Below are 16942 nucleotides of genomic sequence, written 5' to 3'. Positions count from 1 at the left end.
TTTCTGCTTTCTTTCCCATCGTCGTTTTACATTCTATCGCGAATAACAGGGAAAGTCAACCAATTATAGCGACTATAGACTTTTTTTGTCGAATTATACCATAATTTGTTCCAAATTCACCTTTTTCCCATTAGTTTTTCAAAGGGATTTTTTCGATATAAAATAATTGAGTGGTCAAATAATTGGTACATACTTATAGAATAAGGAGGCAGCTATGTGCAGAAAAGGTGAAAACATACGCAAACGCAAGGACGGGCGCTGGGAAGCCCGTTATATCAAATACCGTGATCCGGAGGGAAAAATCCACTACGGTTCCCTCTATGGCAAAACATATGGCGAAGTAAAGGACAAGCGAAACAAAAAAATTGCAGAAGTGCCAGGCTATGGATATCTGGTGCGAAATACTGGCATTTTGAATTACCAGGCTACCTTCGAAACAGCCGCAGAACATTGGAAACAGGAAATCCGCTATACCATCAAGGACAGTACTTTTTCCAATTATGAAGCGATCTTGAAGAATCAGCTTCTTCCGGAGCTTGGCAGCTCCCAGATACGGAAAATCAGCAATTCTCAGATCACGCAGCTTATTCATAAGAAAAAAGAGCTGGCATTGTCTGCAGGAACCATTCATGTAATTTTAAGCGTACTCCGCAGCATTTTGAACTTTGCAGCAAAGGGAGGCGTCTATACCAGTGAACCAATCCGCTACCCCCATTTGGCTGGCACCAGCCAGGAGGTGCAGATTATGAAGCTTGCAAACTATAACCAGCTGGAGAAATTTCTTATTGACAATATCAGCGATTTTCATTTCGGTCTGCTGCTTTGCATGCATACCGGCATCCGTGTAGGCGAACTCAGCGGCCTGCGCTGGGAAGATGTGGATTTCGCCCAGCACAAAATCCGCATACAGCGTACTGTGATCCGCATCAAAAATCTGGATCAGACCGCCAATCCGGACACTGGAAAAATCCCAAAAACCATTCTGTATATCGGTCCGCCGAAGACAGAACATTCCAACAGGGAAATTCCATTGCCAGACAAGCTGCTTTTTTATGCGAAACGTTTTCGCAAAGATGGCTCCGCATATATTTTGTCTGGAACTGCCAGATGCATGGAGCCGCGGGTCATCCAACGCAGATATGCAGCGCTGCTAAAAACATGTGAAATTCCCCCCATTAAAATCCATGCTCTCCGGCATCAGTTCTCCTGTCGCTGGGTGGAACATGGCTTCGATACCAAGTCCCTGTCCGAAATACTTGGACATACTTCCGTGCGAACCACACTGGATCTGTATGTGCATATCCAGGCGGAAACGAAGCGACAGTATATGAATCAGATGATGGAGCAGGCAATATAACAGAATAAACAATTTCAGAAAAGGCAGTTATACCAGAGAATTCTCTTGTGAGAGACCTCTGGTGTGACTGTCTTTTTTGCTGTCTGGAAAAGGTGACCGGATACTGAAAAATCTCAATTTCTAAAATAAGGGGTCTTTATTCGGGGTCGATAGTCCAAATTGTACTGATTTTCTGCTTGTTTGTAGCGCAAATACGCATTACTGAAATAATGCGACTTGGAGGTCATCTTTTTTATTGTTTCCGGTTGGGTGGTGGGTTATTCAAATTCGCTTTTAAACCACCCATTAAACATAGTTAGGGCCGGGAACGATCAGGTAAGTGATGTCCCGGCCTTTTGTGTTTAACTCATCTTTCAGTAGCCTTTTCAAACAGGCTCTAATATTATTTTATACCTAACTCATCCATAATTTTTTTCCGATAGGCAGCATCTTTTGAAGCTTTCAGACAGTCATCTGTTCGATTCGATGTCAACAAAATATTAATCAAAGAATCCATCCTCTTTTGAGTTTCTTCGCTTCCTTCATTTATACCAGCTTCACGTCCGCGCAACTCTCCAATTCTAATTCCATCATCCAATATCATCTGTCCCAGTCTCGTCATAACCATCGCCTCCTTAATCTCATCAAGCTCTATTCCATCCAGAAATTTATCTGCCAGAGTATACAACATAGCCATCACTTTATCCGCCATATCATTACGCTCTTCTTTCGCCATTAGAATTCCTTCTTTAATCTTATCCTTGCGGCTCATCTGGCCACCCATAAGTGGTGTCATACCAAGCTGTGCGATGTCATCTTCTGTAAAATCCAAGAATGTAAACTCAGATTCACCCGCCTTTCCTTCTTCTATATCCTCATTTTATCACAATATAATATAAAAATCATCTTAAAAGTTTATAAATTCATCAAAAAAAGAAGCAAACCACGTTATATAATGATTTGCTTCTTTCTATATTGATATCCCTCTCACCAGAGGAATCTCATTCTCTTTACTGCTGTGTAGTAGTACCAGCTGTGCCTTCGGTTGTAGTTCCATCTGCAGCAGTGGTATCTGTCGCAGCCTGTGTCTCGGCTGCTACTGTACCTGGCTCGGTCACAGCTTCTGTGGAGGTGCTGTCAGTGCTTGTGCTTCCACTAACCGGTGCATCAGCCTCCTCCTGCGTTACCACCTCGCCGTTGCGAACCTTTTCCATAAGGCTCTTAGCCTTATCAACAGTGTTATAATCCGGAACCATAACATATGCCTTCTGGCTCATGGAATATGGCTTCTCAGTAGCACCGGTACCATTTACACTGTAAGAAACGATTGTCCAGTCGCCGCCGTTGGTAAGCTGCTGCTGAAGGATCTGTGCGATCTCCTCATATGTGATGTTAGTACCGAAGCATCCATCCAGGCTGGAAAGAATGGAGGAATAGCTGGTAAGGATTTCCGGAGAAAGTGCCTTCTTCACAACACCACGGATAACCTCCATCTGGTTCTTACCACGCTGGCGGTCACCCTCCTGGAATGCGTAACGCTCTCTTGCAAAGATAAGCGCCTGCTCACCATTCACATAATTCTCACCCTTGTTAAAATGATAACCCAGAATATTCTTGGAATCAAAATCATAATCTGAATTAACGGTAATTCCGCCAAGTGCATCGATTACCTTCACAAATCCACCGAAGTTAATTCGGAAGTAATAATTAATGTCAATATCATACAGCATTCCCAGAGTATCCATACACACATCGATTCCATAAATACCGGCATGTGTCAGCTTATCCGGTGCACCTCCGGAAATAGAAAGCGGTACAAAGTAATCACGAGGTGTGGAAACCAGCAGGATCTCATGTGTATCTGTATTCACAGTGGCAATAATATTTACATCGCTTCGGCTCTTAGCTGTCATCTCACCTCTGGTATCAATACCACTGAGATAGATGGTGTAAACCTTACCGCCATTAGCAGTGGTGATCGGCTCTATAGGGGTGGACTCTTCTGCGGACTGAATTGTGGATTCAACATCTACCGTTCCAACCTCTTTTATCTTGGTGCTGAAATCTGTGTATCCGTCCATATCCTCGTATACACTGAGATATCCGCTGTTCAGCAGCATGGCATTTACTTCGCCGTTTAGGATTCCGTCAGCAAGCTCGGTCAGACCTGCGTACTCTTTCGTCTGTACCTCTGTGCCGAATTCGCTGTTCAGGTGTGCTACAGCGCCATCTGTGTTCTCACGGTCAAGTGAGGAAAGAATACCATAAGTATATCCGGCAGTTGCCTCTACAGAATCAGCGGCATCATCGCTCTTTACGTAAACAGCCATCTGTGTGACCTCTGTAGTCTCACCGGAAATATTGCTGATGGCAGATCTTGTCTTATTAATATAAAAACCGCCGAATGCCAGAATGGCAATCATGATCACTGCCAAAACAGTTCCGCCAATAAAGCGGCCTGTGTATCTGGTATGCCATACCAGCAGCCAGATTATCGCTGCGATCACCGCAAGTACAATGCCGATGATCAGCATATAAATGGTCGGGATCATCTTGGTCATTGCCAGAAGTCCCATAAAAACAACAGAAAGCATAATGACGATGATGGTGATCACCGCGCCTGGTATCCAGTCGTTTCTTCTTCTCCTTCTACTCATCTTTTAGCTCCTTTTTTATTTCTTTTGTCATTAAGGGCTGCTGCTTGCTTTATAGCCAGCCCCATCAAAAGCATATCTTATATTTTATACGCTGACAACTGGAAAATCAAGTTAAATAGTGTTATAATACGAAAGATTTATAAAATTTTTTTATGAAAACGTTATAACTTCCAGGACGCGGACAGGAATATGACGAAATCAACCGTATCCGGCAGGATAAATATTCGCCAGATGGTTGCAGACCACAATGGGCGGCATGTTATGCAAATATCTTTTAAATGCAATATTCTGCCAATTTAAGGAGGAATTACAATATGACAAAACAAGAGTTTCAGGAACTGACACAGAATATTGTTCTTCTGGACGGCGCTACAGGTTCCAACCTGATGGCAGCCGGTATGCCGAAGGGTGTATGCACAGAGGAATGGGTGCTGGCGCATAAGGATGTGATCCAGAATCTTCAGAGAGCTTATGTTGAAGCGGGAAGCAATATTATCTACGCTCCTACTTTTGGCGGCAACCGTGTAAGCCTTACCATGCATGGTCTGCAGGACCGTATGGAGGAGATCAACCGCACTCTGGTTTCCTATTCAAGAGAAGTCGCTGATGCGGCAGACCATAAGGTTTACGTTGCTGCGGATATTACCACCAGTGGTAAAATGATGGCTCCTGCCGGGGAGATGACCTATGAGGCAGCTTTCGAAATGTATCAGGAGCAGATTGGAATTCTGAAGGATTCCGGCGTGGATCTGATCGTTGCTGAGACCATGATCAATATCGAAGAGACTCTGGCCGCTGTGGATGCTGCTTCCACAGTTTGCGGGCTGCCGATTATGTGTACCATGACGGTAGACGCAGACGGAAGTATTTTCAGCGGTGGAAATGCTATCGAGGCTGCTGTTTCCCTGGAGGCTGCAGGTGCAGATGCTGTGGGCGTGAATTGCTCTGTTGGTCCGGATCAGCTGGTTTCTGTTATCCGCAATATTAAGGAAAATGTTTCCATCCCGGTCATTGCCAAGCCGAATGCCGGCATGCCGTTCATTGATGATAATGGAAACGCCGTTTATTCCATGAAAGCGCCGGATTTTGCCAGACATGTGAAAGCTCTGATTGATGCAGGTGCCGGTATTGTAGGGGGCTGCTGCGGTACCACACCGGAATATATCAGGGAAGTAGCGAAGATGATCGGACGATAAAATACATAAGCCACTGTAGAACGTCACAACTTAGTTGACGCTCGGTAGTGGCTTTTCTTCTTGATCTCCGAAATCACTCTGATGTTTCTTCGATATTTTCTCCGACGTTTCTCCGATGTTTCTCCGATATTCCCTTCGGAGTATTTTACACTCACTTCACCTTAATCGCTTTCTTCGGGCACATTTCCTGACAGCAGAAGCAGCGAATACACTTCTTATAATCATAAACAGGCGGATTATTTTTGCCATTTCGAAAATCTACCGCCTTGCCAGGCACAGGACAGCTGTTTACACAGATTCCACAACAGATACATTTGTCAGGCTCAATGTATGGTTTCTTCTGAAAAATATTCAGAGCCTTGGCAAGCTTTGTCCAGACATTGTTTCGTACTTTCGTGCGGTCCACATTGAAATTGGGATTGCCGTATTTTTCTATTAAGGCTTCCATCGAAATTACATTACAAACCACATCAATACCAATCTGCTTTTTATCTACAGAAACCTTTGCATTCTGGCGCTGCTTCTCGCGCCCAGTTATTTCACTTCCTTCATCACGCACTGCTGATGCCGAAGGATTCTCCTCAACTACCACAACCTCAATATTTTCTTCCCTGCAATTTCCCAGTCCCATCTTCTCTCCATGGTAATTGGTAGGAACCATCTCCGGTTTCAGATAAACCAGTCTTGCAAACACACTGTCCAGTGCCACCGGATCTGTGGACATCAGAATCAGGTTCATGGCTACCGGATCTCCGGAGCCCGGTCCATTTCCCTCCATTGCAGTAATTCCATCCATAATATAAAATCTTGGCTTCACATACTGGTTCAGATCAATAAGCATCCGGGCGAAGCTGTCCGCACTGGGGTATTTGGTATGACCAATGGCCTTATTTTTCCCATATACAAATCCATAGCTGTTTTTCACTGCTCCTGTAATTCGCTCCAGAGCGTGGGTTTTCATTTTGGAAAGAGAAATCACACACTCTGCTTCCAGCAGTTCTTTCGGAAGGATAAATTCTTTCGCCTGGACACCATCCGGATTTTCCACACGCACGCCTTTCGTATAATCAATAGCCGGAATCTGGTATTTTTCCAGATAAGTGTCCATTCCGGTGCCCTGGATCACCTGTTTCGTAGTTCCGTGGCCACAGGAATCTGCAAGCACAATATTCTTATAACCTTCCTCACGTAGAATCCTGGCAAAGGCACCCACCACAACCGGATGCGTGATGACCGCTTTCTCCACTTCTGCTTTTTTCAAAAGGTTAGGCTTCAAAAGGATTTTTTCTTCTTTATTTATAAGGTTGTCCAGACCTCCCAGCTGAGACAGACCATTTTTCATAAGTGTATAAATTCGTTCTTCGTCGTAAGCTTCACAGGGAAGCACAATTACTTTGCTTTTTGTGTTCATGTTTCTACCCATATTTTCAAACATACAGCCTGTAATCTGTATCTGCATGTCTGGTGCTCTCGTTTTATTTTGTAATTATTCTGCAATTCTTCACACATACATGCACGCCTCAATACAGTCGCAGAAGATAAGCTAAGATCACATTTCTGCGATGCAAACCGCCCTCAGTGCCTTCCTCACTGGTAATATACATGCCGGTACCACAGACAATGCATCTACCCCCATCTGCAAAAATGTCTCCGTCAATCTGGTATCTGCCGCCAGTTCCCCACAGAGACATACTTTGCAATTCTGCGCGTGTCCTGCATCTACAATCATCTTTATCATTTTCAAAATTGCAGGATGATGATCATCATATTTCTTCTGTAAAAGCGGATTCTGACGATCCATGGCCAAGGTGTACTGAGTCAGGTCATTGGTTCCGATTCCCAGAAAATTCACCCGCTTCGCCAGTTCTTCCCCGATCATCACTGCTGCCGGAGTCTCCATCATAATTCCAGTCCGGATTTCCTTAAATGGTACACCTGCTGCCTTCAGCTCTTCTTTTACTTCCGTCACCAGAGCTTCAACCTCATCCATTTCCTCTTCCGAACAGATCATAGGGTACATCATCCCCAGATTGCCATACCAGCTCGCACGGTAAATGGCACGGATCTGGGTTTTAAACAGGTTCTTCCGATCCAGACTGAGACGGATTCCCCGATTACCCATAAGAGGGTTGGTTTCTACCGGAATTTCAAGATAGGAAGCCTGCTTATCAGCCCCGAGATCGGCGGTGCGGATAACTACCAGGCGGTCGCCCATAGTCTCAGCAGTTTTCTTATATGCCTGAAAAAGTTCTTCTTCCCCGGGATAATTCTCCCTGCCAAGATACTGGAACTCGCTTCGTAGCAGTCCGATTCCCTTTGCCCCATAATAAAGGGCGCTGTTTAAATCATCCAGACTGCCAATATTCGCGTAGATTCCCACTTCACGTCCATCTTTCGTAATATCGCCCTTGTCTTTCAGCTTCAAAAGGGATTCCCGCTCTACCAGATCTGCTTTTCGGCGAATCTCGTATTCTTTTCGTACCTCATTATCCGGTTCCAGATAGATGGTTCCCGTATATCCGTCAATAATGGCAATGCTGTCTTCCCACTCTTCTTCTGACTGTGGAATCCCAATACCTGTAACACAGGGAATATCCATATTTTTCGCAAGGATCGCAGCGTGAGAGGTAGCAGAACCTTTGCGGGTGACAATACCCAGAAGCTTCTCCTTATCCATTTCCATCAGTTCTGCAAGAGAAAGGGCATCTGCTGCCAGAATGACTGGTTCCTCTCCCAGATCAATTTTGTTCTCATCTTCCCCGAGAATTTCCAGAAGGAGACTGGAGATGCGGCTTACATTGTGGATTCGTTCCTTTATGGTCGGATCGTTCAGCCTGGAAAAAGTACTCTGCATCTCATCTCTTGTGGTCTGCACTGCATAAGCAGCAGTCACCTTTTCCCCTGTGATCATACTCTGTACCGCACGGAGAAAGCTGCCAGAGCCCAGAAGCTCTGCCTGCTCCAGGATCTGATTTGTTCCATTTTCCCCATTCACTTTCACAATTCTATCCAAAGGTTGGGGTTCCATATCCAATTCAGGATCAGCTGTGTCCATTTGCTTTTCTGACATTCTGTCATACTCTTCCTTCAAGGTCTGCATCACATGCCGACGAGCCACATCAAAATTCTTCAGTTCCTTTTTTACATCATCTGCCTGATGCTGTCGGATCTGATATTCACCTTTCCGATAAAACCTGATTTTCCCAATAGCAATCCCCGCAAAGGCGGAAGCTCCCTTGTATATTTCCATTTTGTTTCTCCTCTAAAAAACTCATTTATTTCTGTAAATAATAATCACACACTGGCGAAACTTTGTCAATATCAGTGTTGTTTTCTCTGGCCCCGGAAACATATATGTGCAAGCATTCTCCACCTCCAGCGACCTCTCTCCTTTCTCCGCAGTGCAATCCTGCCCGGTAGGACTTTTCTATTACACAAAAAAAGAGCCTGCACAGTGATTTATCCGTTTTTCTCCCGAATGGTTCACTCACAGGCTCTTTCCTGATGTTATCCTTTTACTGAATTAATTCAATTAATCGCAGGCAGCCTTAAACTCAGTCCAGTTCTTATTATACTGTTCCTCAGCTTCCTGACTTACATTCTTAATACTCTCACCGCTTGTTACACTGTCCGGAACCACCAGGCTCTCGTCTACCAGCTCGTCTGCTGCCTTGTTGGTGCAGTAGTAACCGATATAATTGAAGCACTGTGCAGCAACCTCCGGTCTTAAAATGTAATCTACAAACTGGTAAGCTGCATCTGCATTGGGAGCCTCGCTTGGAATAAACATTCCCATAACACCGAAGCCAAGACCTTCCTCCGGATAAACCACTTTCAGATCCGGGTTCTCTGCCAGAGCTGCAGTTACCTGGGAGGTGTAAAGGAACGCTACAGAAGCCTCTCCGTTCAGCAGTGCATTCTGGGTGTTGTCATCCTGGATCATACGCACATTGGGTGCCAGCTCTACCAGCTTTTCACCAGCTTCTGCAATGGCATCCACATCTTCTTCATTCATACTCTTACCCATGGTGAGAAGAGTAATGCCGTTGATCACACGGTAGTTGCCAATCAGCGCTATGCTGTCCTCCAGAGACGGATCCCACAGATCAGAATAGCCCTTAATGTCAAGATCAACCTCCTCCGGATCGTATACGATCAGCGGAATACCTGCACCATATGGTACGGTGTACTCGTCCTTCTCATCATAAAACTGTCCCTGATAAAGAGGATTGATGTTGCCCCAATTGGAGATTTTGTCTTTGTCAAGCTTGGTGGCAAGACCCTCTTCCACGATTTTCTCGAGAATGTAGTCATCTGCGATTACCACATCATAGTCTCCGCCTTTTGCCATGGAAACCTTCTCCAGCATGGTCTCGTCAGTGTCAAAGTTGGAATATACGATCTTACAGCCGGTTTCTTCCTCAAATCCGTCCAGAACCTCCTGCGGGAACATTCCTTCCCATGTATAGAGGACCAGCTCGGAGTCAGCTGCGTATACAGGTGACAGACTGCCACAGATTGCTGCTGCAGCAAGAATTACCGCAAATACCTTTTTCTTCATAATCATTCTCCTCTTCTTCAAAAACACAGCCGGCTTCTGCCAGCCACGTTTCCGTTTTTATAAATTTCCATGTTTACTCTGCCTTGATCTTCGTCCACAGCTCCGCATATTTCTGCTTGATTTTCGGTTCCTGATAGCGGAAGATCTCGCTGTTTGGATTTTCAAAATCCGGGATGTAGGAGGAAACGCCCTCATACTCTCCGGTGATCATAGTTTCGTAAACACTCTTTACAGGAGAAGTATAACCTACTTCTTCCGTATTGGAAAGAGCAGATTCTTCATTTAGCATAAAATTAATAAACTGATGGGCAAGCTCTGTCTCATTGCAGTCCCTTGTGATAACCATTGCATCATACCAGTTGTTGGTTCCCTGACTCGGTGTGAAGTAATCCATATTCGGATTTTCGCTTATAATATAAGAAGCATCTCCGGAATAAACAACTGCCATAGCCTTGTTTCCGGAAATCATATTGTCAATGACGTCATCACCTGCGTAAATCGGGTCCATGGTATTTCTCTGGTCAACCAGCCACTGGTAAGCTTCCTGAATCTGATTCTCATCTGTAGTATTCATGGAATATCCAAGAGCCTTCAGTGCTATCATAAAGGAATCCCGCTCAGAATCATACATGTAAATATTTCCTTTATATTTGGTATCCCTAAGAAGATCCCAGCCCTCCTGAAGATCTGCCGGATCAACCACAGTCGTATCATAAAGAATACCAACCGTTCCCCAGAAGTACGGGCAGGAATAACGATTTCCCGGATCATAGCTTTTATTCATGACCTCATCCATCAGGCTGCCCTTATTCGGGATCAGATCCCAGTCAATATACTGTAAATAATCCTCTTTAATCAGACGCTCGATCATATAATCCGAAGGGATCAGCACGTCATAGGACTCACCGCCTGAAAGCTTGGTGTACATCATTTCGTTGGATTCGAAGGTTTCGTAAACTACTGTACAATTATATTCCTGCTCAAACTGTGTCAGAAGATCCAGATCCATATATTCTCCTGCATTATAAACCTTCAGGACATGGTTCTCCGCTGCACTGCCTCCGCACTTGATCAGTCCGAAGCCAAGGGCGAAAATCAGCAGAAGAGCGATCACGCGCTGAATCTTTTTCGCATGCTTGCTGGCATGCTTTTCCAGGAGCTTTGGAAGCACGTTGGCAAAAACCATGACAAGCACAATGACCAGGATTACAATTGTGGACAGGGCGTTGATGGTAGGGTTGATTCGCTTGGTCATATTATAGACCACAATGGAAATATTCTTTACACCGTTTCCGGATACAAAGTACGAAATTACGAAATCGTCAAAGGACATGGTAAATGCCAGCAGCGCACCGGCGAAAATGCCATCCTTGATCATGGGCACGATTACCTTGGTCAATGCCTGAAACGGGGTTGCTCCAAGATCCATGGCTGCATTTGCCAGGTTCGGGTCAAGGCTTCGCACCTTAGGATAAACACTGGTGATCACATATGGCGTACAAAAGGAAATGTGCGCCAGAAGCATGGTAAAGTACCCTTTCCGGAAGCCCAGTGAAGAAAACAGAAGCATCAATCCGATTGCGGTAACAATATCTGGGTTCAAAATGGGCAGGTTGTTGATATTTAAAAGTGTTTCCTTTAACACCTTCCTGGACTTGGAAAGACCAATTGCAGTGATGGTTCCCAGCACTGTGGAGATCACAGTTGCCAGGATGGCGATGGTCACAGACACGTAAACCGCTTTACTGACTTCTGTATTATGCAGCAGCTCTGTATACCATCTCATGGAAAATCCCGTAAACCTGGTCAGGGATTTGGAGGAATTAAAGGAAAAAATCATGGTCACCAGGATTGGCAGGTAAAAGAATACCAGACAGATGGCCACATAAAATCTCTGAAAAAAGCTTGTTTTTTTCTGCATGATACTCTCCTATTCTCCTTTTTCCTTGTCCATCCGCTTCATCAGACTCATGGAGATCAAAATGATCACCGCCAGAATCATGGAAATGGCACTTCCAAAATTCCAGTCTCCAACTGAGATAAACTGGGACTCGATCAGGTTACCGATGAGCATGTACTGTCCACCTCCCAGAAGCTTCGGGATAACGAAGGAGGAAATGGCAAGAAGGAAAACCATCATAATACCATTTACCACCCCTGGCAGGGACAGCTTCCAGATTACCTTCCAGAAGGTCTGGAAACGGTTGGCTCCCAGATCGTAGGCTGCCTCGATCAGGGATTTGTCCATTTTATTTAAGGAAGTATGGATAGGAATGATCATAAAGGGCATAAAGTTGCAGATCAGACCTACCATTACGGAAAAATCCGTATACATCATGCTGATAGGTCCCAGTCCGATTTTTGCCAGAAGATTGTTGATGATTCCGTTATCTGCAAGAAGATTCATCCATGCATAGGTACGAAGAAGCATGTTGATCCACATTGGGATGGTTACCAGCATAATGAGAAGTCCCTGGACTTTCTCAGAGCATCTTGCAATGATCAGGGCAAGGGGATAGCCAAGCACCAGGCAGATAAAGGTGGTGAGAAGTCCCAGCCAGAAGGATTTCAGGATTACATTCAGGTAGGTAGCTTCCAGGAATTTGGCAAAATTCCCCCAGGTGAAGGAAAGTGTCATTACTTCATTTCCTTCTGTGGTGAACGCATACAGGGCAATGAGAAACAGTGGGATCACAAGGATAACAATTGCCCAGATAAAGTAAGGAATGATCAGTCGCTTAAACTGTTTCATCAATAAGCTCCCATTCTGTACATGACGTGAATGTCTTCCGGTCCGAATTTCAGTCCTACCTGGCGGCCCACTTCCGCATAATCGGTGGTCTGAACTTTATAGGTGCGCAGTTCTGTTTCTACGAGAATTTCGTAATGAACGCCTTTGAAGGTGACGTTTCGGACAACACCGTTGATTTTCGCCTGAGATGGTTCCACAATGTCAAGGTCCTCAGGACGAAGCACAACCTCGATTTCTTCATTATCCTCAAAGCCTTTGTCCACACATTCGAATTCAAATCCGTCAAACTGAACCAGATAATCTCTGATCATAATTCCTTCTATAATATTGGACTCTCCAATGAAGCCTGCTACGAAACGGTTTTCGGGCTCGTTGTAAATATCGGTAGGAGAACCGATCTGCTGAATTTCACCGTTATTCATAACGACCACGGTATCAGACATGGAAAGGGCTTCCTCCTGGTCATGCGTAACATAAATAAAGGTAATTCCAACCTCCTGCTGGATTTTTTTCAGCTCGATCTGCATCTGTTTTCGTATTTTCGCATCCAGGGCACCAAGAGGCTCGTCAAGAAGAAGGATTTTCGGCTCATTTACCAGAGCACGGGCAATGGCAACTCGCTGCTGCTGTCCGCCGGAGAGCAAGGTGACATCTCTTTTTTCGAAACCCTCCAGACCTACCATTTTCAGCATTCTGGTGACTTTCTGGGCAATCACGTCCTTGTCCACTTTTTTCAGATTCAGACCGAATCCAATATTCTCTGCCACATTCAGATGGGGAAAAAGGGCGTATTTCTGGAAAACGGTGTTTACCTCTCTCTTATATGGAGGCAGCTTGGAAATCTCAATTCCGTTAAACAATACTTCGCCGCCGCTTGGCTCCTCGAAGCCTGCAATAATACGAAGGGTTGTGGTCTTTCCACAGCCACTTGGTCCCAGAAGGGTGAGAAACTCGTTCTCATAGATGTCCAGATTGATTCCGCGGAGAACCTGCTGGTCATCAAAATTTTTTGTGAGGTTTTTCAACTCTATGAGTTTGTTCATTCGTGTGCTCCTTTCCGTCCCTAAGTGGAAATATCCATATATTTCCTCATGCCGTGAAAAAAACGGCTTTTATCAGGTGATTTTTTTCGCTGATTCCTGTGAGCAGACTACTTATACTTCCTCTTTAACTTCTTTATAAGAGAGTAAACAAGAAGGATCACCACTGTAAAAGCCAGCATAATCGTACACAGGGCATTGATTTCCGGCGTGACACCGGTTTTGATCTGAGTGTACACCTTAATTGGCAAGGTAGACAATCTCGGACCGTTAATAAAAATACTGATTACCACGTCGTCCATGGACATGGCAAAGGCAAGCAATGAGCCGGACGCAACAGCTGGCATGATCAGTGGCAGCGTAACGTCAAGAAAGGCTCTCATGGAAGTAGCTCCAAGATCCCGGGCAGCTTCCTCAAGGGAAGGATCCATGCCCACAAGTCTGGCTTTTACTTCCATCAATATATAAGGAATGCAAAATACCGTATGTCCGATCAGCAGAGTAAGCATTCCGAAGGGCAGGTTCAGCATGTAGAAAAATGCCATCAGCACCATACCCAGAATAATTTCCGGTATCATAAGGGGCAAAATGGAAATGTACTCCAATGCGCCTTTTGTTTTCCAGTGAATCCGTGACAGGCCTACAGCGCCTAAAGTTCCGATAACTGCTGAAACCGCGCAGCTGGCCACGCCAAGGATCAGGCTGTTTACCAGTGCTTCCATCATGGCACTGTCTGCGAAAAGCTTTTCGTACCACTGGAGGGAAAATCCGGTGAGACGGACAGGCAGCTTGGACTCATTGAAGGAGAAAATGATGACTACGGCTACTGGGAGGTACATTAAGAAGAAAATGATACCAAGGTATATCTTCTCAAAGCGGGTGCTCCTTTTCATGCCAGAGCCTGTATTTCTCTTCTTTCCAAACTTTTTAACTAATGTATCGTTTTTAGCCTCGGCGCCTTCACCTTGCATTTTCGGATCCAGCACTTCTATTTCATTATTTTGTATTTTTATCATCCCAGCCCCTCCACTTCTTTCGCATTGGTGACCTTGCGGTATAGCAGGATCATCAAAGTGGTAAGGATCATCATGATCACTGCCAGAGCTGCCGCAAAGGGCCAGTTATTTCCCCGGGTCATCTGGTCCTGGATCAGGCTTCCTACTAGCACAACTTTGTTTCCGCCCAGAATATCTGCTATGAAAAACAGTCCCATAGATGGAATAAAGGTAAGGATCACGCCGGACAAAAGTCCCGGCAGGGTCAGCTTAAAGCTCACTGTCCAGAAGGCCTTCGCCTTACCTGCCCCCAGATCACGGGCAGCTTCTACCAGTGACCAGTCCAGTTTTTCCGCACTGGAATATACTGACAGAATCATAAATGGCAGTAACACATATATCATACCAATGACGATTGCCGGGTAGCTGTACATGATTTTCAGCGACTTCTCGATCAGGCCAAGCTTTTTCAGCACAAAATTCAGAACGCCTTTTTTCTGAAGGATGATGATCCAGCCGTAAAGTCTGATCAGGGAATTCACCCAGAAGGGAAGCATAAGAAGAAGCATAGCTTTCTTTTTGCCGCCTGCTGGTAATTTCGCCATAAAATAGCCAAAGGGATACCCGATCAGGGTAATAAAAACAGTACTTGTAATAGCCAGCTGGAAGGACTGGACAAAGGTATCCAGGTACACTGGTTCCAAAATCTTCCTGTAATTATCCAGTGTAAAAATCCACTGTACACCGTGGACTTCTCCGGGAGTGGCAAAGCTTAAGGCAACCATATAGATAAGAGGACAAGCCACAAAAATCAGGGTAAAAATGTAGAGTGGCAGAATCATCCAGATGGTGGCGCGGGTATGCCTGGTGGATGCAGCACTCTTGCTATTGCCGCGGATATTCTTTGCAGATGCAGATTCCTGGCTGTTGCCGTGGCTGTTCTTTACAGGTGCAGATTTCTGGCTGTTGCCACGGCTGTTACTGAGACCGCCCATCACTGATTTCCTCCTGACATATCAGCAGGCTCTTTCGTCTTAAACTCCCGATCTACTACAATTGCATTTCGCGGATCAAAATACCATTTTATCTGCTGACCTGGCTGAATGTTTGCATTCATGCCAAACCGGCTGGCTGTGATTTCTGTGCCGTCAGACAAAGCAAGCAGAACTCGCAGCTGACCTGCAGCGAAATTCTTCTCCTTCACAGTTGCGTGAAGATGTCTGCCAGTTCCCTCAGCTTCATTTTGCTCAACTACATTTTCCATTTCAGCTTCATCCAGCAGAATATTTTCACTTCTCACTGCAAGGGTGAGCTGCTCTCCCACCTTTACAATCTCTTCTGTATAAACGGAAACAGTGTCATTACCTATTTGAACCTGTGCATAAGAACCATTTATTTCTACAACTTTTCCTTTTAAAATATTGGCATTTCCCACAAAGGTTGCCACATAACTTGTCTTCGGATGGTTGTAAATCTCATCCGGAGTGCCGATCTGCTCAAACTGCCCCTGATTCATTACCACGATCCGATCGGACATATTAATGGCCTCTTCCTGGTCGTGGGTGATATAGATAAAGGTAATTCCAAGCTTCTTCTGCAGTCGCTTCAGTTCCAATTGCATCGTCCGTCGAAGCTGCAGATCCAGAGCTCCGAGAGGCTCGTCCAGAAGCAGTACACGTGGATTATTTGCCAATGCTCTTGCAATGGCTACACGTTGCTTCTGTCCACCGGAGAGCTCCGCAGGTTTTCGTTTCTCGAAGCCTTCCAGCTGAACCAGCTCCAGCATTTCCTTAACCTTTTTCTTTATATCCGCTTTTGGTACTTTTCGTATTTTCAGACCATACCCGATGTTATCCGCCACGTTCATATGGGGAAAAAGGGCATAATTCTGAAATACCGTGTTCACATCTCTCTGGTTTGGCTCCAGATTCGTCACATCTTTCCCCTCCAGCCATATACTTCCGCTGTCCGGCTGCTCAAGTCCTGCGATGATGCGAAGAGTGGTCGTCTTGCCGCAGCCGGAAGCACCCAGCAAGGTGACGAATTCCCCCTGATCAATTTGCAGATTGATTCCCTGTAGAACATATTCTTCTGATGTAAAACTTTTTTTCAGATTTCTTAATTCAAGAAATGAGTCAGACATTTGTCTCCTCCTTTCTGGAGCGTGTTTGAAAATTATTCCTGCAGGCTTCCACAAATTGTGACACGCATTTTGAAGAAAGCCTTTTTTAACACGCTCTGCTGTAATGTTAAGTGAAGTACGAAAAAAATACGGGATACCCCTATAGCCATACATTCAGAAAATCTCTATATAAACACGGTGCATGTTTATATAGCGCCATTACTGTATATTGCTATATCGGTAACCCGTATTCCCATATAATTCTTCAAAAAAAGGTACAACT

Annotated in this window: 13 protein-coding genes; 2 read left to right on the top strand and 11 right to left on the bottom strand. The window is 45.0% G+C overall.

Going from position 1 to position 16942, the window contains the following annotated elements; all coding sequences use genetic code 11:
- The first annotated feature begins 214 nt into the window (after positions 1–214).
- Positions 215–1357, top strand: coding sequence for a site-specific integrase (locus I2D69_RS04520; RefSeq protein WP_195379451.1), 1143 nt, complete (start codon positions 215–217; stop codon positions 1355–1357).
- 382 nt (positions 1358–1739) lie between these two features.
- Here the strand turns inward: I2D69_RS04520 and I2D69_RS04515 are convergent, their stop codons facing one another.
- Both I2D69_RS04515 and I2D69_RS04510 read right to left on the bottom strand, forming a co-directional pair.
- Entirely contained in the window at positions 1740–2168 is a 429-nt protein-coding gene (locus I2D69_RS04515) for a hypothetical protein (RefSeq protein WP_195379450.1), read from the bottom strand.
- A gap of 178 nt (positions 2169–2346) precedes the next feature.
- On the bottom strand, positions 2347–3993 hold the full coding sequence (locus tag I2D69_RS04510) for an LCP family protein (RefSeq protein ID WP_195379449.1): 1647 nt from the start codon (positions 3991–3993) through the stop codon (positions 2347–2349).
- A 314-nt stretch (positions 3994–4307) separates the two neighbouring features.
- On the opposite strand from I2D69_RS04510, the gene I2D69_RS04505 reads away from it, so the two are divergent.
- Positions 4308–5189 (top strand): homocysteine S-methyltransferase family protein, encoded by an 882-nt coding sequence (locus I2D69_RS04505; protein WP_195379448.1) that lies wholly within the window; start codon positions 4308–4310, stop codon positions 5187–5189.
- 151 nt (positions 5190–5340) lie between these two features.
- Here I2D69_RS04505 and I2D69_RS04500 read toward each other — a convergent pair whose 3' ends face one another.
- From I2D69_RS04500 to I2D69_RS04460, 9 genes are all read right to left on the bottom strand, one after another.
- The gene (locus I2D69_RS04500) at positions 5341–6648 is read right to left on the bottom strand and encodes a DUF362 domain-containing protein (RefSeq protein WP_306467809.1); all 1308 of its coding nucleotides are present in this window, start codon (positions 6646–6648) and stop codon (positions 5341–5343) included.
- A gap of 90 nt (positions 6649–6738) precedes the next feature.
- Complete coding sequence (gene ptsP, locus I2D69_RS04495; RefSeq protein WP_195379447.1) at positions 6739–8439, bottom strand: phosphoenolpyruvate--protein phosphotransferase; 1701 nt, start codon at positions 8437–8439, stop codon at positions 6739–6741.
- Positions 8440–8721: 282 nt separating this feature from the next.
- On the bottom strand, positions 8722–9750 hold the full coding sequence (locus tag I2D69_RS04490) for a spermidine/putrescine ABC transporter substrate-binding protein (RefSeq protein ID WP_173716826.1): 1029 nt from the start codon (positions 9748–9750) through the stop codon (positions 8722–8724).
- A gap of 73 nt (positions 9751–9823) precedes the next feature.
- Positions 9824–11671: an extracellular solute-binding protein gene (locus I2D69_RS04485; RefSeq protein WP_195379446.1), complete on the bottom strand. Its 1848-nt coding sequence runs from the start codon at positions 11669–11671 to the stop codon at positions 9824–9826.
- Between the two features lie 9 nt (positions 11672–11680).
- Positions 11681–12502 (bottom strand): ABC transporter permease, encoded by an 822-nt coding sequence (locus tag I2D69_RS04480; RefSeq protein ID WP_148461825.1) that lies wholly within the window; start codon positions 12500–12502, stop codon positions 11681–11683.
- Positions 12502–13545: a spermidine/putrescine ABC transporter ATP-binding protein gene (potA, locus tag I2D69_RS04475; RefSeq protein ID WP_195379445.1), complete on the bottom strand. Its 1044-nt coding sequence runs from the start codon at positions 13543–13545 to the stop codon at positions 12502–12504. Before potA ends, I2D69_RS04480 begins: the two co-directional genes overlap by 1 nt.
- Before the next feature lie 107 nt (positions 13546–13652).
- Positions 13653–14558 carry an ABC transporter permease gene (locus tag I2D69_RS04470; protein ID WP_347708378.1) on the bottom strand — a complete coding sequence of 302 codons (906 nt, stop codon included), beginning with the start codon at positions 14556–14558 and terminating at the stop codon, positions 13653–13655.
- Positions 14555–15532, bottom strand: a complete 978-nt coding sequence (locus tag I2D69_RS04465) for an ABC transporter permease (RefSeq protein WP_330656159.1) — start codon at positions 15530–15532, stop codon at positions 14555–14557. The genes I2D69_RS04470 and I2D69_RS04465 overlap by 4 nt, the downstream gene beginning before the upstream one ends.
- Positions 15532–16680, bottom strand: a complete 1149-nt coding sequence (locus tag I2D69_RS04460; protein WP_195379444.1) for an ABC transporter ATP-binding protein — start codon at positions 16678–16680, stop codon at positions 15532–15534. Before I2D69_RS04460 ends, I2D69_RS04465 begins: the two co-directional genes overlap by 1 nt.
- Between the last annotated feature and the right edge of the window lie 262 nt (positions 16681–16942).

The organism is Ruminococcus sp. D54t1_190329_F1 (assembly GCF_015551645.1).
Taxonomy (GTDB): Bacteria; Bacillota; Clostridia; order Lachnospirales; family Lachnospiraceae; genus Blautia_A; species Blautia_A faecis.
Note: the sequence above shows the minus strand (reverse complement) of the source record. Positions and strands in the feature narration are given on the sequence as shown.